We start from the raw sequence: 21,966 nt of genomic DNA on the forward strand, positions 1-21,966 counted from the left end.
GCAACGAGCCATTGGCAAGAATAAATGCGTCAGACGTCAGGGGCGCCAGGAAAAGTTCGCGCGCCGGCGCTCAAGGAACGCGGCCGCGCCCTCCGCGACGTCGCCGGAGCGCAGCATCTCCGCCTGCCAGTGCGCCTCCCGCTCGGGCGACGGCCGGCCCGCGACAGCGAGGTCGATCGTCTCCTTCGCCGCCGCGATCGACAGCTGCGACCGTTCGGCGATCGTGTCGACCAGCCGGGCCACGTGCGCGTCCAGCTCCTCGGCCGGAACCACCTCGTCGACGAGTCCGATCGTGGCCGCGCGGGCGGCGTCGATCTGGTCCGCGGTGAACAGCAGCCACTTGGCCGCCGACGGCCCGACCAGGCCGAGCAGCCGGCGCGTGGTCGGGCCCGGGTAGACGATGCCGAGCCGGGCCGGTGGGACCGCGAACCGGGCGTCCACCGCCGCGATCCGCAGGTCGCACGCCACCGCGAGCTGGCAGCCCCCGCCCACGCAGTGCCCGCGGACCCGGGCGATGGTCGGCTTCGGGAACGCCGCCAGCCGCTCCTCCGCGCGAATCGGAGGACTGTCGTCACCGACGAGTTCACGCACGCCGGTCAGGTCGGCGCCCGCGCTGAACGTGGCGCCCGCGCCGGTCAGCACCAGCGCGCGCACCTCGGGATCGGCGGCGGCGGTGTCGAGCAGCTCGGGCAGGCGGCGCCACATCGCCGGGGTGAGCGCGTTGCGCCGCGGCGGGTTGCTGATCGTGATGGTCGCGGTGTGTCCGGTGACGGTCAGCTCGACCGTGCCTTCGTCTTTCACGGGCCGACGCTAACGAATGCGGGGCATCATGGTGCGGGTGAACATCAACGACCTGTTGAGCGACGCGTTCGGCCGGCTGCCCGGGCTGGTCCGCGGCGCCGTCGCCGGGCTCGACGCCGAGCAGCTGCGCCGACCGCCGGCCCCGGGCGCCAACACCGTCGGCTGGCTCGTCTGGCACCTCACCCGGATCCAGGACCACCACGTCGCCGACCTGATCGGCGACGACCAGATCTGGGTGAGCGGGCCGTGGGCGCCGCGGTTCGAGCTGGAGGCGGACCCCGACGACACCGGGTACGCGCACGGCCCCGACGAGGTCCTCGGCGTGCGGCCGGCCAGCGGCAAGGTGCTCGTCGACTACTACTCCGCGGTGCACGACCGCACCGCGGCGCTGGTCCGGGCGGTCACCGAGGAGGACCTGAGCCGGATCGTCGACCGCTCCTGGGACCCGCCGGTGACGATGGGCGTACGCCTGCTCAGCGTCCTCAACGACGACGTGCAACACGTGGGCCAGGCCGCCTACGTGCGCGGGATCATCCTCCGCTGAGAGTGTTCCCGTGCCGGTCCCGGACCTTCAGCTTCGTCGTCGGCAGCGCCGGAGCCGGCAGCGCCTCACCGGCGTAGCCGCGGACCACGCCGAACCGGTCGCCGGTCATCCACTCCTCGCGGGCCTGCCGGATCTCGGCGTCGCTGCGGGCGACGAAGTTCCACCACATCACCAGCGGCTCCTCGAACGGCTCGCCGCCGAGCAGGAACAGCCGCGCGCCGGCGGCGCTGGTGACCGTCGCCGAGGTGCGCTCCTCGCCCAGGTAGAGCAGCCCGCCCGGGGTCAGCTCCGTGCCGTCGACCTCGGCCGCGCCGTCGAGCGAGAGCAGTCCGTGCTCGAACCCGGGCCGCAGGACGAGGTCGGTGCGCGCGCCCGCCTCGAACAGCAGCTCCGCGCCGAGCAGCGGGGTGTGCACTCGGGCCGGTGAGCGCAGCTCCCCCAGCTCGCCGACGACCACCGTGGTGGTCACCCCGCCGGCCGTCGCGGCCGGCAGCTCGGCGTGGTGCTCGAACCGCGCCGGCTGGTGCCGCGCGTCCTCGGGCAGGGCGACCCAGAGCTGCAGGCCGTGCATGAGCGGCGGATGCTCGGCCGGCGACTCCTCGGAGTGCGCGATGCCGTGCCCGGAGGTCATCAGGTTGAGCTGGCCCGGCCGGATGGTCTGCAGGCTGCCGAGGCTGTCGCGGTGCAGCACCTCGCCGGCGACCAGCCAGGTGACCGTCTGCAGGCCCGTGTGCGGGTGCGGCGGCACCTGCATGCCGGGCCGGTTGAGCACGTCGTCGGGGCCGAACGCGTCGACGAAGCACCACGCGCCGATCATCCGCCGCGGTCGTTGCGGCAACAGCCGCCGCACGGTCGTGTAGCGACCCAGCGGCACGTCGTGCCCGGGCAGGAGGACGCTGGCGGGCAATCCGGCCAGCGTGACGGCGCCGTCTGTGCTCACACCCCCGAGCGTAGCCTCAGTTCTCGTGCGGCTGACCGTGCTCGGCGCCAGAGGCGCCTACCCCGAGGCGGACGACGCCTGCAGCGGCTTCCTGGTCGAACACGACGGGTTCCGGTTGTTGCTCGACGCCGGTTATGCGACGTTTCCGCGGCTGCTCACCCACTGCGCCGCCGCGGAGGTCGACGCCGTGGTGATCACGCACGGCCACCCGGACCACTGCGTCGACCTCAACCCGCTGCTGCGGGCCCGCTCGCTGGCCGACGACCCGCCGCCACCGCTGCCGGTGTACGCGCCACCCGGCGCACTCGACGCGGTGCTGGCCCTGGACCGGCCGGGAATGCTCGACTACACGCTGCACCCGGCCGGCGACGGTGACCGGTTGCGGCTCGGTCCGTTCACTGTGGACATCAGAGCGCTGCCGCACTTCGTGCCGGACAACGGCGTGCGGGTCACCGCCGGTGGGGTCGCGCTCGCGTACCAGGGCGACAGCGGCCCGAGCTCCGACCTGGCCGCGCTCGCCGACGGCGCCGCACTGCTGCTCGCCGAGGCGAGCTACGCCGAGGCGGTGCCGGCCGACAGCGCCGGGCAGCTCAGCAGCGCCCTCGACGCCGCCGCGGCGGCGCGCGCGGCCGGCGCCGGCCGCCTGCTGCTCACCCACCTGTTTCCCGGCCTGCCGGGGGCCACCGCCGTCGCGGCGGCCCGGTCGGGCTACGCCGGCCCGGTCGACACGGCCGACGCCGGACAGGTCTGGGAGCTGGGTTAGTCAAGGTCCTCAGCCGGCGTGCCGCTGGCGCGACACACCGCCTTCCGGTCATAGGGATAGGGTCGACGACGTGGCGTTTCGCGGGTGGCCCAGCGAGGCCCTGGAGTTCTACGAGGGGCTCGAGGCCGACAACTCGAAGACCTACTGGACGGCGCACAAGGCGGTCTACGAGGACCAGGTGCGGGCGCCGATGCAGGCGCTGCTCGACGAGCTCGAGCCGGAGTTCGGCTCGGGCCGCATCTTCCGGCCGTACCGCGACGTCCGGTTCAGCGCCGACAAGTCGCCCTACAAGACGGCGATCGCGGCGCGGCTCGACCGCGGCGGCTACATCCACCTCTCCGCGCAGGGGCTGGCGGCCGGCAGCGGCATGTACCAGATGGAGCGTGACCAGCTCGCCCGCTACCGGGCCGCGGTCGACGACGACAGGACCGGCGGGCAGCTGGCGGAGATCGTCGCGGAGGCGGCCGCCGACGGCGTCGGCATCCACGGGCACGACCAGCTCAAGCGCGTGCCGCGCGGCTACCCGGCCGACCACCCGCGGGCCGACCTGTTGCGGCACAAGGGCATCGTCGCGTGGAAGGAGTGGCCGGTCGCACCCTGGCTCGGCACCGCCACGGCGAAGCGCCGGGTGGCAGACTTCCTTCGCGCGTCGGCTCCGCTCAACCAGTGGCTGGCCTCGTTCGTGGGTCCCAGCATCCCCGACGCCTGACCGATAGGAGTCGCTCCGTGTCCGACATCGCGCCGTACGAGTCGCTGCCCGAAGACTGGGAGCGGGCGCTGGCCGTCGTCGCCCACCCCGACGACCTCGAGTTCGGCTCCGCCGCCGCGGTGGCGCGCTGGACCGCGCAGGGCAAGGAGGTCGTCTACTGCCTCGTCACCAGCGGCGAGGCCGGCATCGACGGGCTCTCCCCCGACGAGACCAAGGTGGTCCGCGAGGCGGAGCAGCGGGCCTCGGCCGGCGTGGTGGGCGTGTCCGCGGTCGAGTTCATCGGCCTGCCCGACGGCATCCTGGAATACGGCGTCGCCCTGCGCCGGGAGATCACGGCGGTCGTCCGCCGGCACCGCCCGGACATCGTCATCACTAACAACTTCCGCGAGACCTGGGACGGCGCCGAGGCGCTCAACCAGGCCGACCACATCGCGACCGGCCGGGCCACGCTCGACGCGGTCCGCGACGCCGGCAACCGCTGGATCTTCCCGGAGCAGGGCCTCGAGCCGTGGAACAAGGTCCGGCAGGTCTGGGCGGCCGGCTCGCCCGACGGCCGGCACGCGGTGGACATCACCGGCACGTTCGACCGGGGCATCGAGTCGCTCCAGGCCCACGAGGCCTACCTGCGCGGGCTCGGCGAAGGCGCGTTCGACCCGGAGGAGTTCCTGGAGGGCATCGGCCGCGCCGCCGGCACCCGCCTGGGCACCCGCTACGCCGCGCCCTTCGAGGTCTTCACGATCAACCTGTTCTAGCGTCGAGAAAGGCGAGAACGGCCAGGACCCGGCGGTTGTCGTCGTCGGAGACCGCGAGGCCGAGCTTGCCGAAGATGCTCGCCGTGTGCTTGCCGACCGCGCTCTCGGACAGGAAGAGCCGCTGGCCGATCGCCGCGTTCGACCGGCCCTCGGCCATCAGCTCCAGCACCTCACGCTCCCGCGGGGTGAGCCGGCCGACGGTCGGGTCGCTGCTGGCGAACAGCTTCGCGATCACGTCGGGGTCCATCGCGGTGCCGCCGGCGGCGACCCGGCGCACCGCGTCGACGAACTGCTCGGCGTTGAACACGCGGTCCTTGAGCAGGTAGCCGACCCCGCCCGTGCCGTCGGCGAGCAACTCGCGGGCGTAGAGCCGCTCGACGTGCTGCGAGAGCACCAGCACCGGCAGGCCCGGCACCTGCCGGCGGGCGGCCAGCGCGGCCTGCAGCCCCTCGTCGGTCTGGGTCGGCGGCAGCCGCACGTCGACGACCGCGACGTCGGGCCGCTCGTCGAGCAGCGCCCGCAGCAGGTCGGGACCGTTGTCGACGGCCGCGACGATGTCGAACCCGTGCGCGGTCAGGAGCTGCTTGAGCCCCTCCCGGAGGAGGTAGAGGTCCTCGGCGAGGACAACGCGCACGGCACCTCCAGCGTCACGACGGTCGGCCCACCGGCGGGGCTGACCACCCGGACAGTACCGTCGAACGCCGACAGCCGGTGCCGCATGCCGCGCAGCCCGCTGCCCCGGGCGGGGTCGGCACCGCCGCGGCCGTCGTCGGCCACGGCCGCGGTGAGCACACCGGCGGCGTGCGAGAAGTCGATCGTGACGGCCGACGCCGCCGCGTGCTTGGCCGCGTTGACCAGCGCCTCGCTGACCGCGAAGTAGACGGCGGCCTCCACCGGCTCGGGCGCGCGGCCGGCGAGGTCGGCCGAGACGGTGGCCGGCACGGGGCTGTCCAGGGCCAGCGCGCGGACCGCGTCGACCAGGCCGCGTTCGGCGAGCACCGGCGGGCGTACGCCGCGGACCAGGTCACGCAGCTCGGCCAGCGCCCGGGCCGTGCTCTCCCGCGCGTCGGCCACCAGCCGGCGGGCCGCCGCGGGGTCGGTCTCGATCAGCGCCTCGACCGCGCCGAGGGCCAGGCCGACCGCGACGAGCCGCCCCTGCGCGCCGTCGTGCAGGTCGCGTTCGATCCGGCGCAGCTCGGCCGCCTGCGCGGAGGTCGCGTCGGCGCGACTCTCGGTGAGCTGCTCGACCCGCAGCGCGAGGCGGGCCTTGGCGGTCGGCGCGAGCAGCACCGCGGTCCACCGCCCGTGCAGGCGCAGCGCGGCCGGCGCGACCGCGGCGCCGGCGACGACGAGCGCGAGGCCGGCCAGCAGCGCGAGCACCGGGCGGTCGGTGAGGACCGCGAGCGCGGGCGGGTTCTCCAGCCGCGCGAGCCGGGCCAGCCCCGGGATCGCGAGGCCGATGAGGCCGTAGCCGACCGCGCCGACCGACGCCAGCACCAACGCACCGCCGACGATCGGGTCCGTGAACGTCCACACGAGGTCGCGCCAGGTCGCCGGGTCGTTCCAGATCCAGTCGAGGCGTTGGAAGAAGCGGGTCCAACCCTTGGTCTTGTAGAGCGCGTCACCGACCGCGTAGAGACCGTCCGGCCGCCGCCGCGGCAGCTCCGGCTCCGGCCGGTACGGCGTCGGGATCGGCACGCCCGACCACTCGTCGGCCAGCCGGCGCCGCAGCGTGGTGAACCGGCGGACCGCGGACGCGCTCTCCGGCACAGCGCCGACGATGCCGATGGCGAACATCGAGAAGGCGGCGAAGGCGAGCACCGCCAGCGCGGCGCTGACCACGGTCAGGCCGCCGAGCGCCGCCAGCCGGGTCAGCGTGAAGAATCGCCGGCCCACCCAGACCTTCAGCGAGCCGAGGCCGGTGCGGGGGGCGAGCATGCGCACGGTCCATGCGTCATGGGCGCGCGCGGCCGCCGGGGCGACGGCCAAGCCCAGCCCGACCAGGCCGAGCCCGACGGGAATCCACCAGGCCGACCCACCGCTGGTCGCCACCGCCAGCCCACCCACCACCAGCGCGGCCGGCCCGAAGCCCAGCACGCCGCCGACGACGGGGTTGGTCAGCAGCCAGCCGACGTCCCGCCAGGTCGCGGGGTCTCCCAGCGCCCAGTCGAGGTAACGGAGCTGCCGGGGCCAGAACGGCGATCTGTAGAGCCGCCGGTCGTGCCGGTAACGCCCGTCAGGTTCCGGCACGGGCAGGCCCGGCCGGTCCCGGTAGGGCCGCGGAATCCCGCCGCACACGCCGCGCACCAGATCGGTGAACCGGCGCATCCGCACGATCGGCCAGGGCAGCAGGAACACCAGGCCCAAGCCGAGGCCGGGCACGAAGAGCACGAGGTGCACGCAGAGGACGACCGCGGACCCGATCGCGAGGCAACCGCGCAGCAGGCCGGCGGCCGAGGCGTGCAGTCCGCGTGTCATGGGCACAGTCTGGCCGAACCCCGCTGTCACGGGCAGTGTGGCCAGCCGCCGTCCGAGGGGGTGTAGCTGGCCCCACCCCGGTCGGCGGCTGGACTCATTCCGGTCGCCCGCCTGGATTTCTAGCGTTTTCGGCATGACCACGAACGCACTCCGGCTCTCCGGACTGACCAAGCGCTTCGGCGACAAGCTCGCCGCCGACGCCGTCGACCTGACCGTTCCGGCCGGCTCATTCTTCGGCCTGGTCGGCCCGAACGGCGCGGGCAAGACCACCGCGCTGTCGATGGCGGTCGGGCTGCTGCGGCCCGACTCCGGCCGTGCGGAGATCTTCGGCACCGACGTCTGGCGGGAGCCGACCGCGGCCAAGCGGCTCGTCGGCGTGCTGCCGGACGGGATGGCGATGGCCGAGCGGCTCACCGGCCGCGAGATGCTCACCTACCTCGGCCGCCTGCACGGCATGCCGGGCGACGTCGTCGCCGCCCGCGTGGACGAGCTGCTCACGGTGCTCGACCTGGCGGCAGCGGGCCGGACCCTGATCCTCGGTTACTCGGCCGGCATGCGGAAGAAGATCGCCCTGGCCAGCGCACTGCTCGGTGCGCCGCGCCTGCTGGTGCTCGACGAGCCGTTCGAGGCGGTCGACCCGGTCTCGGCGCTGACCATCCGCTCGATCCTGCGCCGGTTCGTCGCGGGCGGCGGGTCGGTGGTGCTATCCAGCCACGTGATGCCGCTGGTGGAGCAGCTCTGCGACACGGTCGCGGTGATGAACGAGGGCCGGGTCGTCGTGTCCGGCCCGATCGACCAGGTACGCGGCGGCCGCTCGCTCGACGAGGTGTTCGTCGAGCTGGTCGGTGCCCGCACGGCCGGCGCGGAGGAGCTGTCATGGTTGGCGTCCTGATCCCCATGAAGTGGCAGATCCTGCGCCACTCGTTCACCGGCACGAAGGCCGCGACGACCGTCACCGGCGTCGTGGCCGGGGTCGCCGCCGCCGGCTGCACCCTCTGGCTGACGATCGCGGCCGGCCCCGACCGGGCCGGCGGTGCGCTGCTGCTGACGATGGCCTCCTGGCTGCTGGGCTGGGTCGTCGGGCCGATGATGGGCGGCACCGACCCGGGCCTGCGCCGGGAGCACCTGCGGCACGTGCCGCTGACCGACCGGCAGCTCGCCGTCGGCCTGCTCGGGGCCGCGCTGGTCGGCGTCGGGCCGGTGGTCACGCTGCTCGGCGGCACGAGCCTCATCTGGTACGCCCTGCGCCTGGACCTGGCCGCCGTACCCGTCGCGCTGCTCGTGCTCGTGCTCTTCGTCCTCCTGCTCGTCGCACTCTCCAACGTGGTCGTCTCCATCGTCGGCCGGGTGCTGAACAGCCGGCTGAGCGCGGCGCTGATGGCGATCCCGTGGGGCGTGCTGGTCTGCCTCGCCGCGCAGGGCTGGGTCATTATCGTGGCGATCACCGGCGGCCCGGAGACGGCGCTGCCGCCGTTCATCGCCGACAAGCTGCGGCTCGCGCCGTCGGGCTGGCCGGTGGTGGCCATCGAGGCGGCCGCCCGCGGCGACTGGGCCCTGGCGGCGGCGGTCGTCGCCGGCCTGGCCGCCGCGATCGCCGCCGCGCTGGGCGCCTGGGCCCTGCTGCTGCACCGCCCGGTCAGCCCGACCGTGATCCGCGGCGCCCGCCGGCGCGGCTGGCGACCGCCGACCGCGCTGGCCGCCGTCGTCGGCAAGGAGCTGCGCACCTGGGGCCGCGACCTGGTCCGGATCCACTTCCTGGCGTTCGCGCTCGTGTACGTGCTGACCTACGTGCTGCTCCCGCTGCTCATCAACGTGACCGACTACCTGCCGATGAGCGGCGTGTTCTTCACGGTGTTCGCGGTCGGCTGCTGCGCGCACCTGCACAGCTCCGACGGCACCGCGCTGTGGCAGACGCTGCTCACCCCCGGCGCGGAACGGGCCGACGTCCGCGGCCGGCAACGCGCCTGGCTGCTCCTGGTCGCGCCGGTCGCGCTCGCGATGACCGTGGCCGGCGCGATCTGGCACGGCGCGTGGGACATGGTCGCCTGGGCGGTCGGCCTGCTGCCGGTCGTGCTCGGCGGCGGCGCGGGCCTGCTGGTGTTCATCTCGGTGTTCATGCCGGTGCGGATCGCCGACCCGCACAAGCGGGGCATCAACCCGGGCTCGGACGGCGGCGGCCTCGCCGGGATCGTCTGGCTCGTGCTGCTCTCGATGACGGTGCTCGCCTCGCCGGCACTGGCCCTGCTGATCACCGGCACGGTGCGCGACGACGAGGTGCTCCGGTGGCTCGCGACCCCCGTGAGCGTGGTGCTCGGCGCCGGACTGGCCTGGGGCCTCGGCCGCCTGGCCATCGCCCGGCTCACCAACCGCGGCCCGGAGCTGCTGGCCAAGCTGGGCTGACGCCCGCGCGGAGCGGGGTCCCGAGGGACCCCGCTCCGCGTTGTGCGGATCAGGTGGCGGCCGGGGTCGGCGTGCCCGACGACGGCGGCGTCAGCACCGAGTCGATCAGGTAGACGGTCGCGTTCCTGGTCTGGATGTTGCCGCAGACCACGCTCGCGGTGTTGTTGACCGTGAAGTCCTCGCCGCTGCCCGTGACGGTGAGGTTCTGGCCCTCCATGGTCTTGTGCGTGCCGGCCAGGTTGTCCGGGCTGAGCCGCTGCGGCACGACGTGGTACTCCAGCGTCTGGGTCAGCTGCTGCTTGTTGGCCAGCAGCGCGTTGAGCTGCGACTGCCCGACCTTGTTGAAGGCGTCGTTGGTCGGCGCGAAGACGGTGATGTTCTGGGCGTTGTTGAGCGTGTCCGTGAGCCCGGCCGTCTTGATCGCGTTGGCCAGCGTCGACAGCTGCGGGTTGCTGGCCACCGCGGTGGCGACCGGCTGCCCGGCCATCGACGAGAGGCTGCCGGCGCCCGAGGTCGGCAGCGAGGAGCAGCCCGGGCCGAAGACCTGGCCGCCGCCGGGCGCGGTCGCGGTGCCCGTCGGGGTCGGGGTGCGGGCCCCGTTCCCGCCGGGCGACGGCGAGGCGCCGGTCGGCTGAAGGGCCGTGGACGGGCTGGTGTCCGAGCCGCACGCGGCCATGGCCAGGGCCATCGCGGCCACCGTGACGGCGAGACCCGCTGTCCTGAAGAGACGCATGATGCTGAAATCCCCTCGCGTCGGTTTTGAGTGCTTTACACAGATTCGTACCAGCATGTACCGACGGATGGTGCGTACTTGACGTAATCGAGACATTGCGTTACGTGAAGTCCTGGAGCCGAACGGGTTCCTCGCGAGCATTCGACGCGGCGGCCCGCCCGGCCGTACCGTTTAAATGCCCCTTTGGCGGCAGTTGAACGGAGTTGATGGATGTCGCGGCGGGTTGGGCTGGCCGCGTACGCACTGTGGATGGCCTTGCTGACGGTCGTCTACTACGTGGCCCCGCTGTCCTGGCGCATCGGGCTCTGGACGGCGATCAGCGTCAGCAGCGTGCTGGCCATCCTGGTCGGCATCCGGCTGAACCGTCCCCGCATGTCCGGCACGTGGCTGCTGTTGTTCCTCGGGATGGTCTTCTACGCGGCGTCCGACCTGTCGTTCAACCTCACCCTGCCGGGTGGTCCCGCCAGACCCCCGCTCACCCTCAGCGACGACATACTCCTGCTCATCTCGCTGGCCCTGGTCGCTGTCGCGCTGGCCAGGTTCGGCCGGGCGGCCGACCCGAGACCCGACCGGCCGGCGCTGATCGACGCACTCGTGCTCGTCCTCGGCACCGGCCTGCTCGCCTGGGTCCTCACCATCGAGGCCCGCTTCGAACAACCGAACATCGGCGCGATCACCGGGATCCTGCTGGTCGCGTACCCGATCGTGGACATCGTCGTGCTCGGCCTGGTCGCCCGGCTCGTCACCGCCGTGCGGTTCACCCCGGCGATGGCGCTGCTGACCATGGGCGTCATCGGCTACGTCGTGGCCGACGCGCTGTTCCGGATCGGCCGGATCGATGACATCTGGCTGGTCCGCACCCCGCTGGACCTCGGCTACATCGCGCTCTACGCGCTCTGGGGCGGGGCCGCCCTCGTGCCGTCGATGCGCGGCATCACCGATCGGCGGCTGCAGCGCACGCGGGAGACGACCGTGTTGCGGTTGGTGCTGCTGGGTCTGTCGGCGATGATCCCCCCGACCATCCTGCTCTACGAGACCTTCGCGTTCGGCGCCGTCCGGCACGGCGAGGTGATCGCGGTCGCCTCGCTGGTGATGTTCCTGCTGGTGCTGGCCCGCCTGGTGAACCTCGCGACCCGGCTGCGCGACCAGGTCGGCCGTGAGCGCGGCCTGCGCACGGTCAGCACCGCCCTGGTCGCCGCGGCCGACGACGAGGGCATCGCGGACGCTCTCGACCTCGGGATCCGCGGCGTCCTGGCGCAGGGCACCGACTACCGCTTCCTGCTGCTGACCAGCGGCTCCGACCCGAACCCGACCGGCCGGCACATGGCCATCCTGCCGACCGGGGCGCCCGGCGACGTGATACGGCACCTCAGCGAACCGAGCCTGCTCCCGACGCGGGACCTGCCCCGGCCGATCGCCGAGGCACTGCGCGGCGCCAACGGGTTCACCGCGCCCACCCTGGCGTTGCCGCTGTCGGTCGGCGAGCACGCCGAGCGCGCGGAGACGACCGGTGCGATGCTGGTCGCCGCCGAGGAGCGCGCACTGGCCTCGGCGCAGGACCGGCTGGCCGTGCTCGCCTCCCAAGCCGCCCAGGCCATCGACCGGGTGACACTCAGTGAGCAACTGCGGCGGCGGACCAGCGAGGAGTACTTCCGCGCGCTGGTGCACAACGCCGCGGACGTGATCCTGATCGTCGACAGCCACGACCGGATCGCGTACGCCAGCCCGTCCGCGAAGGCGATGTTCGGCGACGTCGAGCTGGTCGGCACGGCGCTGCTGGAGCACGGCGACCCGACCGAGCGGGGCCGCGCCGAGCGGGTGTTCCGCCGGATCCAGTCGCGGCCGGTCGGCAGCGTCGAACCCGACACCGGTGGCAGCACCGACTGGACGCTGCGCCGCCCCGACGGCACCGCCGTCCAGGTCGAGATCTCGGTCCGCGACCTGCGAGCCGACCCGACCGTACGCGGGCTGGTGTTCACCCTGCGCGACGTCACCGAGAAGCGTCGCCTCGAGCGGGAGCTGACCCACCGGGCCAATCACGACGCGCTCACGGGCCTGGCCAACCGGGCGTTGTTCGCCGAGCGGATGCAGAAGGCGATCGAGGCGCGCCGGGGCGTGGTCGGCGTGCTCTTCATCGACCTCGACGACTTCAAGGTGGTCAACGACACGCTCGGGCACGCCAGCGGCGACCAGGTGCTCAAGGCCGTCAGCCAGCGGATCAGCGCCGCGCTGCGACCGCACGACACGGCCGCCCGGCTCGGCGGTGACGAGTTCGCCGTCCTGATCGACGACGCCCGCGAGCCGGCCGACGTCGAGGACGCCGCGGACCGGATCACCCGGGCGCTGCGCGAGCCGTACAACGTCGGTGGCGACCTGGTCAGCTCCTCCGCGAGCATCGGGATCGGCACGACGGCCGACGCCTCGGACGGGTCCGAGCTGCTGCGCCAGGCCGACCTGGCCCTCTACGTCGCCAAGGGCGCCGGCAAGAGCCAGTGGCGGCGCTACCAGCCCGAGCTGCACACCACGTTCGTCGAGCGGCTCGAGCTGCGCGCGGAGCTCGACCACGCGATCCACGAGGGCGGGCTCGCGCTGGAGTTCCAGCCGATCGTCGGCCTGGTCGACGGGCACACCGCGGGTTTCGAGGCGCTGCTGCGCTGGAACCATCCGACCCGCGGCCGGCTGCTCCCCGACGCGTTCATCGACGTCGCCGAGGAGTCGGGCCTGGTCGTGCCGGTCGGCGAGTGGGTGCTGAAGACCGCCATCGCGGCCGCCGCGACCTGGCGGCGCGGCCAGCCCTACGGCGCACCGTACGTGGCGGTCAACGTCTCCGCCCGGCAGTTCCGCACACCCGGCTTCGTCCGCCTGGTCAAGCGCGAGCTGGCGGCCAAGGACCTGGCGCCGTCGTGCCTGATGCTGGAGATCACCGAGAGCCTGCTGCTCCGCGACGACGACCAGGTCTGGGACGACCTCGCCGAGGTGCGCCGGCTGGGCGTCCGGGTGGCGATCGACGACTTCGGCACGGGTTACTCGTCGCTGAGCTACCTGCGGCACGTGCCGCTGGACGTCCTCAAGATCGACCGACTGTTCACGGGTACGGTCGCCACCTCGACCCAGCAGCGCGCGCTGGTCGACGGCATCGTCCGGTTGGCGCACACGCTCGGGCTCGAGGTGGTCGCCGAAGGCATCGAGACCACGGACGAGCGCGACCTGCTGCGCCGCATCGGCTGCCCGTACGGCCAGGGCTTCCTGTTCTCGAGACCCATGCCCCTGGCGGACGCGCTGCGCTGGCTGCGCCGCGCGGAGATGGCCGCCTAGAGGGTGACGACGCGGCCGTCGGCGCGGGACCGCTCGGCCGCGGCCAGCACGGCGACCACGTCGCGTCCGAAGTGGACACCGACGTCGTGCGTCGTGCCGGCGATCTCCGCCAGCAGCACGTCGATGGCCTTGCCGAACGCCGCGCGCACCTCGCCCTCGCCGCGCGGCACCTCGCTGATGCCGTGCTCGCCGTAGAAGGTGATGTCGCGCAGGACCGCGGCCGGCGGCGCGTCGACCGAGAGCGTGACCGTGCTGACCGCGCCGGAACCGTGGCGCAGCAACAGGTTCGTGGTCGCCCGCGGCCCCTCGACCGCGGACACCTCGGCGACCGGGCCGAGCACCGGCAGCACCTGGGAGAGCGCGTGCGGCCCGACGTCCCAGAGCCCGCCGTGCTGCCGCCGCCAGGGCGAGGCGCCGTACGGGTTGCCGGGCTGGAAGATCGAGCTGAGGTGGGCCACCCGGCTGCCCTGCCAGCCGCCGGTCGCGGTGATCTCGCGCAGCGCGGCGGTGACGTTGTCCTGGAAGCGGGCGGTGAAGAAGACGACGGAGGCCACCCCGGCCCCGTCGGCGGCGGCGACCACCCGGTCGGCCGCCTCGACGGTCAGCGCGAGCGGCTTGTCGAGCAGCAGGTGCCGGCCCGCCTTGGCGGCCCGCTCGGCGATCCCGGCCTGCACGTCCGGCGGGAGCGCGACGGCCACGGCATCGACGTCGGCGAGCAGCTCGTCGACGTCGGCGTAGGCCCGGACGCCGGACTCGCCGGCCAGCGCGGCCGCCTTGTCGGGGTTGCGGCCCCAGACGCCGACGAGCTCGGTGTCGGGGTGGGCGGCGATCGCGGGCGCTTGCGTGGCGGTGGCCCAGGGGCCGGTGCCGAAGAGGCCGAACCGGAGAGGCATGCGCCCAGTCTGCCCGATGCCTTGGCGGGTGCGGTGTGCGAGTACGGTGTGTGACCGTGAACGGCACCCTCTCCGGCATAGTGATCACCCTCTCGCTGCTCGTCGGCGTGTGGGCGCTGGTCGCGGCGCTGCGCGACCGCGCGCCCGGCCGGGGTCACCTGATCGGGCTGGTCGTCGTCGAGGTCGCGCTGATCGTGCTGCTGGTGGCGGCCGCGTTCGCGGCGGCCGGCGGCGACCGGCCGGCGAGCGCGGTGACGTTCCTCGGCTACGTGGTGACGATCGTCTGCCTGCCGCCGCTCGGCTACGTGCTGGCCCGGCTGGAACCCACGCGCTGGGGCTCGGTGATCGTCCTCGTGGTCTGTCTGACGATTCCGGTGCTGGTGTTGCGCCTGCACCAGACGTGGCAGGTGGTGACAAGTGGCTGAGCGGACCGCGCCGCGCACCTTGGGCACGGGACCCGGTCGGGCGCTGATCGCCGTCTACGGCATCTTCGCGCTGTCGGCCAGCGCCCGGGCCGCGGTGCAGATCGGCTCGAAGTTCTCCGAGGCGCCGCTCGCCTATCTGCTCTCGGCGTTCGCCGCGGTGGTCTACATCGTGGCCACGGTCGCGCTGGCCAAGGGCGGCGAGATCTGGCGCCGGGTGGCGTTGGTGAGCTGCTCGATCGAGCTCGCCGGTGTGGTCGCGGTCGGGCTGCTCACGCTCTTCGACGCGGCCGCCTTCCCGGACGACACGGTCTGGACCGACTTCGGCCGGGGCTACGGCTACGTGCCGCTGGTGCTGCCGGTGATCGGCCTGCTCTGGCTGCGCTACGCGGGCCGCAACCGCGTCGCGGCCTGAACCCTCAGCCCAGCCCGGACGACGGACCGCCGGACACGTAGATCACCTGGCCACTCACGAAACCCGCGCCCTCGCTGACGAGGAACGAGATCGTGTGTGCCACGTCCTCGGGCTGGCCGACCCGCTTGACCGCGATCTGCTCGGCGCCGGCCTTCTTCATGGTCTCGAAGTCGATGCCCATCCGGGCCGCGGTCGCGGCGGTCATGTCGGTCTCGATGAAGCCCGGCGCGACCGCGTTGGCGGTCACGTTGTAGCGGCCGAGCTCGATCGCCAACGTCTTCGTGAAGCCCTGCATGCCGGCCTTGGCGGCCGAGTAGTTGACCTGGCCGCGGTTGCCCAGTGCCGAGGTGCTCGACAGGTTGACGATCCGGCCCCACTTCGCGGTGACCATGTGCGCCTGCACGGCCCGGGTGACCAGGAACGCGCCGCGCAGGTGCACGCCCAGCACGGTGTCCCAGTCGTCGTCGGTCATCTTGAAGATCAGGTTGTCGCGCAGCACGCCGGCGTTGTTGACCAGCACGGTCGGCGGGCCCAGCTCGGAGGCGACCCGGGTCACCGCGGCCTCGACCTGCTCCCGGTCGGCCACGTCGGCACCCACCCCGACCGCGGTGCCGCCCGCGGCCGTGATCGCATCCACTGTGGACTTGGTCGCCGTCTCGTCAAGGTCGAGCACCGCGACGGCCAGGCCGTCGGCGGCCAGCCGCCGTGCCGTCGCCGCGCCGATGCCGCGTGCCGCTCCCGTGACGATCGCAACCCGTGTCATGCGTCGACCTCCTCGTGGGTTACCGAAGGGTAGCGGACCGCCGCCTCAACCGGCAGGGTTGCGGTTGAGGCGGATCCAGCGGTAGCCGTAGCCGGCAACCTTCAGGTCGGTGAGGTCGCCGACCTCCGGATACTCCTGGTCGGCCAGGACGTCGACCGGATGGTCGGCCTCGGGCGCGAGCTTGCCGAGGTCGACCGTCGCCGCGCGGCTGCTGAGGTTGTGCACGAACACCATGCAACCGGTGGTGCCGTCGGCCCGGTGGGCGAGCACCCCTTGCGGCACGGGCACGTCGACGTGCGTGCACGACCCGGCGCCGACCTCGGGTGCCTCCCGCAGGGTGCGGATCATCCGCTCGAACCACGAGAGCAGCGATTTCGGGTCCTGCCGCTGCGCGGTCACGTTGACGGTCTCGTAACCGAACTCGCCGCCGGAGATCACCGGGCGCACCAGCTTGTCGGGTTCGGCACTGGAGAAGCCGCCGTTGGGCAGCAAGGACCACTGCATCGGCGTACGGATGGCGAACCGGCCCTTCAGCGAGAGGTCCTCCCCCATCCCGATCTCCTCGCCGTACCGGAGCACGGGGGTGCCACGCAGCGAGAACTGCAGGGCGTAGGCCAGCTCCAGGCGGCGCCGGTCGTTCCCGAGCATGGGCGCGAGCCGCCGCCGGATGCCCCGGTTGTAGAGGCGCATGTCCTCGTCGGGCCCGAACGCGGCGTACACCTCGTTGCGTTGCTCGGTGGTCAGCCGGGACAGGTCGATCTCGTCGTGGTTGCGCAGGAACGTGGCCCACTGCCCGCCGGGCGGCAGCTGCGGCGTGTCCCGCAGCGCGTCGATGAGCTGCTCCGGATCCTCCCGGGCGAGGGCGAGCACCAGGCGCCCGTTGAGCATGAAGTCGAAGAGCATGTGCACCCGGCTGTTGGCGCCACCGCCGTCGCCGAAGTAGTCGACCAGCTGGGCCGGCTCGACGTTGGCCTCGGCGAGCAGGATCGCGTCGCCGCGGCGCCACTGCGCGTGCTGGCGCAGCTCCGAGACGAACGCGAAGTCCTTGGGCGAGTCGGGGTTGCCGGGCTCGGTCAGCTCGATGATGAACGGCAGCGCGTCGATCCGGAAGCCGGAGACGCCGAGTTGCAGCCAGAACGCCACGATCCGCTTGATCTCGTCGCGTACCGCCGGATTGGCGAAGTTGAGGTCGGGTTGGAACTTGTAGAACCGGTGGTAGTACCAGGCCTTGGCGGTGCGGTCGTAGCTCCACGTCTCGGCCTGCTCGCCGGGGAAGACCATGCCCTGGTCGCGGTCCGGGGGCGCGGTGTCGCTCCAGACGAACCAGTCGCGGTACGGCGAGTCGGGCGACGAACGCGCCGACTGGAACCACGGATGCTCGTCGGAGGTGTGGTTGACGACCAGGTCGATGATGACGCGGATGCCCCGGTCGTCGGCCTGGTGCAGCAGTTCCGCGAAGTCGCCGAGCGTGCCGATCCGCGGGTCGATGCCGTAGAAGTCGGTGGCGTCGTAGCCGTCGTCGTGGCCCGGCGTGGGGTGGATCGGGTGCAGCCAGAGGCACGTCACCCCGAGCCGGGCGAGGTAGTCGAGCCGCCCTATCAGCCCGCGCAGGTCGCCGACCCCGTCACCGTCGGAGTCCTGGAACGTGTCGACGTCGACGCAGTAGACGACGGCCTTCTGGTACCACCTGTCACCCATGGGTCTCTGTGTTAACCGGGCGACGGCCGTAGCAAACGCCGCGGCCGCCGCCCGGTTTTCAGGGGGATCTCAGCGAAGCAACTTGGTGGGGTCGACGTTGAGGGCGGCGCGGACGTTGCGGGTGAACTCGTCGACCAGCACCTCGTCGGCGCCGGCCGCGATGCCGTCGACGGCGGCCCGGGCGACCGCCCGCGGGTCGTGCTTGGGCTGCGTGACGTGCGCCGACATGTCCGTGTCGATGTAGGCGACGTAGAGGCCGGTCACCCCGATGTCGCGCGGGCGCAGCTCGTTGCGCAGGTGGTTGGTCACGGACCAGAGCGCCGCCTTCGTGGCGCCGTATGCGCCCCACGGCAACCAGGACAGCACGGAGGCGACGTTGAGGACGTGGCCGCCGCCGTTCGCCGCGATGACGGGGACGAGGGCGCGCGTGACGTCGAGCACACCGAACAGGTTGGTGTCGAACTCCAGCTTGATGTCTTCCCGGTCGCCGTCGACGAGGCTGGTGGTCAGCCGGTCGACGGCGGCGTTGTTGACCAGCAGCGTGACGTCGCCGGCCTGCGCCGCCGCGCGCTCGATGGAGGCGTGGTCGGTGACGTCGAGCTCGATGGCCGTCGCGCGGGGGTCGGTCACGGTGCGCGGGTCGCGGGCCGCGGCGTAGACCTTCTTGGCACCCCGGTCGAGGAACTCCTCGACGAAGGCCTTGCCCAGGCCCCGGTTGCCGCCCGTGACCAGCACGGTGGCGCCGTTGATCTCCATGTGTCGTTCCTCCAGGGTGCGGAAACCGATCGGTTTCCAACACCGTAAACCGATCGGTTTCCGCTGGCAAGAAATGGCGCTACGCTGTGGCGATGGCAACGGGGACCAACACTCGCGACCGCCTCCTGGCGGCGGCCGCGGACCTCTTCTACCGCGAGGGCGTGACCGCGACGGGCGTCGAACGCCTCTGCACGGCGGCGGGCGTCTCGAAGCGCTCGATGTACCAGCTCTTCCCGACCAAGGACGTGCTCGTCGCGGAGTCGCTGGCGGCGGCGGGCCCGGACACGAACCGGATGTTCCTGCCGGACGACGCCGAAACCCGCCCGCGCGAGCGGATCCTGCACGTGTTCCGGGTCCAGGAGGAGGTCGCGACGGAGCCGGATTTCGCGGGTTGCCGCTTCGTCAACACGGCCACCGACCTCCGCGACCCGACGCACCCGGCGGCCGCGGTGGCGCGGGACTTCAAGCAGCAGCTCACGGACTGGTTCGCGGCGGAGGCCCGCGCCGGCGGCGCCAAGGACCCGGCACTGCTGGCCAAACAACTCACGGTGGTCTTCGACGGGGCGGCCGCTCGGGCGGTCGTCACCGACCCGGACCTCGACGGCCTCAGCGTGACGACCGCCACCACCCTCCTGGACGCGGCGGGCGTCGCCTAGCCCCGTCCGCGGCCGTGCGAGGATCGCTGCGATGCTCCACGAAACGGTGTTCAACAGCGCTGACCTGCCGGTCGAGGACCGGTTCGACGCCTGGTGCGACCGGATGAGCCAGACCCACGCGCCGATGCGGCTGGAGAGCGAGTGCGCCGCGGACTTCCACGCGCACCAGCGGCTGATCCACCTCGGTGCGGTGTCGATCTGGCCGGCGAGATTCGACCAGTTGAGGTTCGTACGCACACCGAAGCTGATCCGACAGTCCGACCCCGAGGTCTATCACCTGTCGCTGTTGCGGGCCGGCACGGGGCGGGCGTCCTGGGGCGGCGACGGGACCGATTACCGCGCGGGCGACTTCCACCTCAACGACTCGTCGCGTCCGTACGAGATCTGGAGCGAGCAGAGCTGGACCGTGGGTGTCGAGATCCCGAAGGCGCTCCTGCCGCTGCCGCCCCGGGCCATGGATCAGGCCGTCGGGCGGTGCCTGTCCGGCTCGGCCGGCGTCGGAGCCTTGCTGTCACGGTTCCTGACCGACCTCGTCGCCGACACCGGTCCCTACACGCCCGCGGACGGGCCCCGGCTGGCGACCGTGCTGGTCGACCTGGTCGCCGCGACGCTGGCGCACGCGGTCGAGTCGGCGGACAGCCGATCGCCGGAGTCGCGTGCGCGCGTGCTGACGTTGCGGGCCAAGGAGCTCATCGCGCAGAACCTGCACGACCCGGAGCTGACGCCGGCCCGGATCGCCGACCGCCTGCACATCTCGCGTGGCTACCTGCACCGTCTCTTCCAGGGCGAGGACGAGACGGTGGCGGCCTACATCCGCCGCGAACGGCTGGCGGGCGCGCACCGTGACCTGGCGGACCCGGCATTCGCGACCACCCCGGTCCACGTGGTGGCGGCCCGGTGGGGTTTCCCCCGCCCGGCGGAGTTCTCCCGCGCGTTCCGCTCGGCGCACGGCCTGCCACCGTCGGAACACCGCCGCGGAGCCGGCAACGAGAAGACGGTCCCCCGTAACCCCAACGTCTTCCGCAGCCGGCCCGCGGCGGTGGCCCCGGGCGCCAAGGCTGCCTCGCCACCGGCGGATTGTCGTTAGCGCACAGTGCCCAACCGTGTTGGCTCTGCGTGCCCCGTCGCAGTCCGGATCACAACTCGCTGAGTTCGAAGACCGGGTGGTCCGCCGCCTCGGCGGTGAAGGCCTCGACCGGGTCATCCTTGTCGGCCGCGAAGTACGGTCGGGTGGGTCGGGCGACGGCGACGTAGCGCTTGAGCACCGGCCCGGCCTCCTCGGCCGAGACCTCGCGGACCGCGTAGTCACGGCGGTCGCTACGCCTGGTCAGGGTGACTCGTCCCGCCGCGCGCGCGTTGTGCACCCAGGAGACCGGGCCGTACGGCGCGACCAGCCAACGCTGGCCACCCTCCGCGATGATGGTCGCGGGATGCGTGAGGGGTCGGCCGGTCCTGCGGCCCGTTGTCGTCAGCAGGTAGGTGCCGGGCATCAGGCCCGCCCGGACGAACACGCTGATGATGGCGTCGCCCACCCGGCGGGTCCGGGTCGAGCGGAATCTCCGCCGTTCCATCAGCCGTCCACGGCGTTCAGGATGCGGATGTCGCGTTCGGCGCCGTCACCGAGCGCAGCCAGGGCCTCCTGGTAGGCCGCGCTGCGGTAGGCCGCCACCGCCGCGTCGGCGCTCTCGAATCGGATGACCGTCGTGCGCAGGGCGGACGACCCTTCCAGCACGTGCACCGGGTTGCCGCGGGCGAGGAAGACGCCGCCCGCCGCGCGCATCGCGGGCCCGGCCAGCGCGACATAGCGGGCGAGCTTGTCTTCGTCATGGATGGCGGTGAACGTGTTGATCCAGTAGGCGGTCATGTCCCAATGATGCGCCAGGAAAAATCGGTGGGCCGCCCCGCGTCGGGGCTGTTAACGTGCGAAAGCCGTGACTGAGCGCGAGGAGGTGAGACCCATGAAGGCTGTACGCACGTGGGTGCTTCCCCTCGTCGGCACGGTCGGGCGATCGACGTAGGGGTCGCCGGGAGCGCCTCGATCAACGGCACTCCCGAAAGGCTCCACACCATGCGTTCACCACGTTTCACCGCCGACGCGACCTCGTCCGACGGCGTCCGCGCACGCGACTTCCTCGTCGGCGACGTCCCCGGCGTGCTCTGGTCACCGGCCGCCGGCGCCGATCACGCACCGATCGTGCTGATGGGGCACGGCGGCGGCCTGCACAAGAAGACGCCCGCCCTCGTCGCCCGCGCCCACGACGCCGTGACCACCTGGGGTTTCCACGTCGTCACCATCGACGCGCCCGGGCACGGCGACCGCCCGCGCACCGTAGTCGACGACCGGGCCCGGGCCGACATGCGCCAGGCCGTGACCGCCGGCGACACCGAGCGCTTCGCGGAGGTCAGCGTCCGCTACACGACCGGGATCGCCGAGCAGGCCGTTCCGGAATGGCGGGCGACGCTCGATGCCCTCCAGGAGCACTTCGGCGCCGAAGCACCCGTCGGGTACGGCGGCGGCATCTCCATGGGCACCGCGATCGGGATACCTCTGACCGCCGCCGAACCACGCATCACCGCGGCCATCTTCGGCGGCGGGTTCTTCGTCTACGAAGCCCTGCTCGAGGCGGCCCGGCGGATCACCGTCCCGGTCCAGTTCCTGCTCCCCTGGGACGACGAGTACGTCGACCGGTACGACACCCTCGCGCTGTTCGACGCCTTCGCGTCCGAGGAGAAGACCCTGCACGCCAACCCCGGCGACCACCGCACCGTCCGCTGGGTCGGGATCGACAAGGAGTTCGGCGCGCGCACGCTCAGCCGCCTCTTCCACGACGAGCTGGGCACGTCCACCGGGAGCGTCAGCGGCTGGTGACGGCACGCGGTCTGGTCGGCCGGATCGGTCGCACGGCCGCGCTCACGCTGTTCACCGGC

General features: G+C 72.7%; 23 protein-coding genes. 12 read left to right on the plus strand and 11 right to left on the minus strand.

What is annotated here, in order from left to right:
* Positions 1–36 precede the first annotated feature (36 nt).
* Positions 37–801, minus strand: a complete 765-nt coding sequence (locus AB0H87_RS06955) for an enoyl-CoA hydratase/isomerase family protein (protein WP_360140910.1) — start codon at positions 799–801, stop codon at positions 37–39.
* A 28-nt stretch (positions 802–829) separates the two neighbouring features.
* Here AB0H87_RS06955 and AB0H87_RS06960 point away from each other — a divergent pair, with 28 nt between their 5' ends.
* Entirely contained in the window at positions 830–1,345 is a 516-nt protein-coding gene (locus tag AB0H87_RS06960) for a DinB family protein (RefSeq protein ID WP_360140979.1), read from the plus strand.
* Here the strand turns inward: AB0H87_RS06960 and AB0H87_RS06965 are convergent.
* A complete protein-coding gene (locus AB0H87_RS06965) occupies positions 1,332–2,285 on the minus strand; it encodes a pirin family protein (protein WP_360140913.1) in 954 nt (317 codons plus the stop codon). The genes AB0H87_RS06960 and AB0H87_RS06965 overlap by 14 nt on opposite strands.
* Positions 2,286–2,310: 25 nt before the next feature.
* Between AB0H87_RS06965 and AB0H87_RS06970 the strand changes: the two genes are divergently transcribed.
* The 3 genes from AB0H87_RS06970 to AB0H87_RS06980 all read left to right on the plus strand — a co-directional run bounded on the left by AB0H87_RS06970 (position 2,311) and on the right by AB0H87_RS06980 (position 4,509).
* On the plus strand, positions 2,311–3,048 hold the full coding sequence (locus AB0H87_RS06970; RefSeq protein ID WP_360140916.1) for an MBL fold metallo-hydrolase: 738 nt from the start codon (positions 2,311–2,313) through the stop codon (positions 3,046–3,048).
* 70 nt (positions 3,049–3,118) lie between these two features.
* Positions 3,119–3,757, plus strand: a complete 639-nt coding sequence (locus AB0H87_RS06975; protein ID WP_360140919.1) for a DUF2461 domain-containing protein — start codon at positions 3,119–3,121, stop codon at positions 3,755–3,757.
* A gap of 17 nt (positions 3,758–3,774) precedes the next feature.
* Complete coding sequence (locus AB0H87_RS06980) at positions 3,775–4,509, plus strand: PIG-L deacetylase family protein (RefSeq protein ID WP_360140922.1); 735 nt, start codon at positions 3,775–3,777, stop codon at positions 4,507–4,509.
* On the opposite strand, the gene AB0H87_RS06985 is transcribed toward AB0H87_RS06980, so the two are convergent.
* Positions 4,496–5,143, minus strand: coding sequence for a response regulator transcription factor (locus AB0H87_RS06985; protein ID WP_360140925.1), 648 nt, complete (start codon positions 5,141–5,143; stop codon positions 4,496–4,498). The genes AB0H87_RS06980 and AB0H87_RS06985 overlap by 14 nt on opposite strands.
* Positions 5,083–6,987 (minus strand): sensor domain-containing protein, encoded by a 1,905-nt coding sequence (locus AB0H87_RS06990; protein WP_360140928.1) that lies wholly within the window; start codon positions 6,985–6,987, stop codon positions 5,083–5,085. The genes AB0H87_RS06985 and AB0H87_RS06990 overlap by 61 nt, the downstream gene beginning before the upstream one ends.
* 133 nt (positions 6,988–7,120) lie before the next feature.
* Between AB0H87_RS06990 and AB0H87_RS06995 the strand changes: the two genes are divergently transcribed.
* Both AB0H87_RS06995 and AB0H87_RS07000 read left to right on the plus strand, forming a co-directional pair.
* On the plus strand, positions 7,121–7,879 hold the full coding sequence (locus AB0H87_RS06995; protein WP_360140931.1) for an ABC transporter ATP-binding protein: 759 nt from the start codon (positions 7,121–7,123) through the stop codon (positions 7,877–7,879).
* Positions 7,864–9,387, plus strand: coding sequence for a hypothetical protein (locus tag AB0H87_RS07000; RefSeq protein ID WP_360140934.1), 1,524 nt, complete (start codon positions 7,864–7,866; stop codon positions 9,385–9,387). Before AB0H87_RS06995 ends, AB0H87_RS07000 begins: the two co-directional genes overlap by 16 nt.
* A gap of 49 nt (positions 9,388–9,436) precedes the next feature.
* Here the strand turns inward: AB0H87_RS07000 and AB0H87_RS07005 are convergent, their stop codons facing one another.
* Positions 9,437–10,120: a fasciclin domain-containing protein gene (locus AB0H87_RS07005; RefSeq protein ID WP_360140937.1), complete on the minus strand. Its 684-nt coding sequence runs from the start codon at positions 10,118–10,120 to the stop codon at positions 9,437–9,439.
* 210 nt (positions 10,121–10,330) lie between these two features.
* Here AB0H87_RS07005 and AB0H87_RS07010 point away from each other — a divergent pair, with 210 nt between their 5' ends.
* Complete coding sequence (locus AB0H87_RS07010; RefSeq protein WP_360140940.1) at positions 10,331–13,435, plus strand: EAL domain-containing protein; 3,105 nt, start codon at positions 10,331–10,333, stop codon at positions 13,433–13,435.
* On the opposite strand, the gene AB0H87_RS07015 is transcribed toward AB0H87_RS07010, so the two are convergent.
* Positions 13,432–14,328 (minus strand): Gfo/Idh/MocA family oxidoreductase, encoded by an 897-nt coding sequence (locus AB0H87_RS07015; protein WP_360140943.1) that lies wholly within the window; start codon positions 14,326–14,328, stop codon positions 13,432–13,434. The genes AB0H87_RS07010 and AB0H87_RS07015 overlap by 4 nt on opposite strands.
* A gap of 50 nt (positions 14,329–14,378) precedes the next feature.
* Between AB0H87_RS07015 and AB0H87_RS07020 the strand changes: the two genes are divergently transcribed.
* Together AB0H87_RS07020 and AB0H87_RS07025 are read left to right on the plus strand one after the other, a co-directional pair.
* On the plus strand, positions 14,379–14,753 hold the full coding sequence (locus tag AB0H87_RS07020) for a hypothetical protein (protein WP_360140946.1): 375 nt from the start codon (positions 14,379–14,381) through the stop codon (positions 14,751–14,753).
* Positions 14,746–15,165: a hypothetical protein gene (locus tag AB0H87_RS07025; protein ID WP_360140949.1), complete on the plus strand. Its 420-nt coding sequence runs from the start codon at positions 14,746–14,748 to the stop codon at positions 15,163–15,165. The genes AB0H87_RS07020 and AB0H87_RS07025 overlap by 8 nt, the downstream gene beginning before the upstream one ends.
* Before the next feature lie 4 nt (positions 15,166–15,169).
* Here AB0H87_RS07025 and fabG read toward each other — a convergent pair whose 3' ends face one another.
* The 3 genes from fabG to AB0H87_RS07040 all read right to left on the minus strand — a co-directional run bounded on the left by fabG (position 15,170) and on the right by AB0H87_RS07040 (position 18,382).
* Positions 15,170–15,928: a 3-oxoacyl-ACP reductase FabG gene (gene fabG, locus AB0H87_RS07030; protein ID WP_360140952.1), complete on the minus strand. Its 759-nt coding sequence runs from the start codon at positions 15,926–15,928 to the stop codon at positions 15,170–15,172.
* Between the two features lie 45 nt (positions 15,929–15,973).
* Positions 15,974–17,626, minus strand: coding sequence for an alpha-amylase family protein (locus tag AB0H87_RS07035; RefSeq protein WP_360140955.1), 1,653 nt, complete (start codon positions 17,624–17,626; stop codon positions 15,974–15,976).
* Between the two features lie 69 nt (positions 17,627–17,695).
* Positions 17,696–18,382: an SDR family oxidoreductase gene (locus tag AB0H87_RS07040; RefSeq protein WP_360140958.1), complete on the minus strand. Its 687-nt coding sequence runs from the start codon at positions 18,380–18,382 to the stop codon at positions 17,696–17,698.
* Positions 18,383–18,474: 92 nt separating this feature from the next.
* Between AB0H87_RS07040 and AB0H87_RS07045 the strand changes: the two genes are divergently transcribed.
* Complete coding sequence (locus tag AB0H87_RS07045) at positions 18,475–19,038, plus strand: TetR/AcrR family transcriptional regulator (protein WP_360140961.1); 564 nt, start codon at positions 18,475–18,477, stop codon at positions 19,036–19,038.
* A 31-nt stretch (positions 19,039–19,069) separates the two neighbouring features.
* The gene (locus AB0H87_RS07050; protein ID WP_360140964.1) at positions 19,070–20,125 is read left to right on the plus strand and encodes a helix-turn-helix domain-containing protein; all 1,056 of its coding nucleotides are present in this window, start codon (positions 19,070–19,072) and stop codon (positions 20,123–20,125) included.
* Positions 20,126–20,174: 49 nt separating this feature from the next.
* Here the strand turns inward: AB0H87_RS07050 and AB0H87_RS07055 are convergent, their stop codons facing one another.
* Complete coding sequence (locus AB0H87_RS07055) at positions 20,175–20,609, minus strand: nitroreductase family deazaflavin-dependent oxidoreductase (protein ID WP_360140967.1); 435 nt, start codon at positions 20,607–20,609, stop codon at positions 20,175–20,177.
* Positions 20,609–20,902 carry a DUF1330 domain-containing protein gene (locus AB0H87_RS07060; RefSeq protein WP_360140970.1) on the minus strand — a complete coding sequence of 98 codons (294 nt, stop codon included), beginning with the start codon at positions 20,900–20,902 and terminating at the stop codon, positions 20,609–20,611. Before AB0H87_RS07060 ends, AB0H87_RS07055 begins: the two co-directional genes overlap by 1 nt.
* Positions 20,903–21,106: 204 nt before the next feature.
* Between AB0H87_RS07060 and AB0H87_RS07065 the strand changes: the two genes are divergently transcribed.
* Positions 21,107–21,907, plus strand: a complete 801-nt coding sequence (locus tag AB0H87_RS07065) for an alpha/beta hydrolase (protein ID WP_360140973.1) — start codon at positions 21,107–21,109, stop codon at positions 21,905–21,907.
* Positions 21,908–21,966: the final 59 nt, after the last annotated feature.

Origin of the sequence: Asanoa sp. NPDC050611 (assembly GCF_040654855.1) — a bacterium.
In the GTDB taxonomy this organism is placed as follows: domain Bacteria; phylum Actinomycetota; class Actinomycetes; order Mycobacteriales; family Micromonosporaceae; genus Asanoa.

Bases quoted from the DNA above. Each gene is read 5' to 3' on its own strand.
- AB0H87_RS06960 (WP_360140979.1), top strand. From the start codon at position 830: ATGGTGCGGGTGAACATCAACGACCTGTTGAGCGACGCGTTCGGCCGG.
- AB0H87_RS06990 (WP_360140928.1), bottom strand. From the start codon at position 6,987: ATGACACGCGGACTGCACGCCTCGGCCGCCGGCCTGCTGCGCGGTTGC.
- AB0H87_RS06995 (WP_360140931.1), top strand. From the start codon at position 7,121: ATGACCACGAACGCACTCCGGCTCTCCGGACTGACCAAGCGCTTCGGC.
- AB0H87_RS07000 (WP_360140934.1), top strand. From the start codon at position 7,864: ATGGTTGGCGTCCTGATCCCCATGAAGTGGCAGATCCTGCGCCACTCG.
- AB0H87_RS07005 (WP_360140937.1), bottom strand. From the start codon at position 10,120: ATGCGTCTCTTCAGGACAGCGGGTCTCGCCGTCACGGTGGCCGCGATG.
- AB0H87_RS07010 (WP_360140940.1), top strand. From the start codon at position 10,331: ATGTCGCGGCGGGTTGGGCTGGCCGCGTACGCACTGTGGATGGCCTTG.
- AB0H87_RS07015 (WP_360140943.1), bottom strand. From the start codon at position 14,328: ATGCCTCTCCGGTTCGGCCTCTTCGGCACCGGCCCCTGGGCCACCGCC.
- fabG (WP_360140952.1), bottom strand. From the start codon at position 15,928: ATGACACGGGTTGCGATCGTCACGGGAGCGGCACGCGGCATCGGCGCG.
- AB0H87_RS07035 (WP_360140955.1), bottom strand. From the start codon at position 17,626: ATGGGTGACAGGTGGTACCAGAAGGCCGTCGTCTACTGCGTCGACGTC.
- AB0H87_RS07040 (WP_360140958.1), bottom strand. From the start codon at position 18,382: ATGGAGATCAACGGCGCCACCGTGCTGGTCACGGGCGGCAACCGGGGC.
- AB0H87_RS07045 (WP_360140961.1), top strand. From the start codon at position 18,475: ATGGCAACGGGGACCAACACTCGCGACCGCCTCCTGGCGGCGGCCGCG.
- AB0H87_RS07050 (WP_360140964.1), top strand. From the start codon at position 19,070: ATGCTCCACGAAACGGTGTTCAACAGCGCTGACCTGCCGGTCGAGGAC.
- AB0H87_RS07055 (WP_360140967.1), bottom strand. From the start codon at position 20,609: ATGGAACGGCGGAGATTCCGCTCGACCCGGACCCGCCGGGTGGGCGAC.
- AB0H87_RS07060 (WP_360140970.1), bottom strand. From the start codon at position 20,902: ATGACCGCCTACTGGATCAACACGTTCACCGCCATCCATGACGAAGAC.
- AB0H87_RS07065 (WP_360140973.1), top strand. From the start codon at position 21,107: ATGCGTTCACCACGTTTCACCGCCGACGCGACCTCGTCCGACGGCGTC.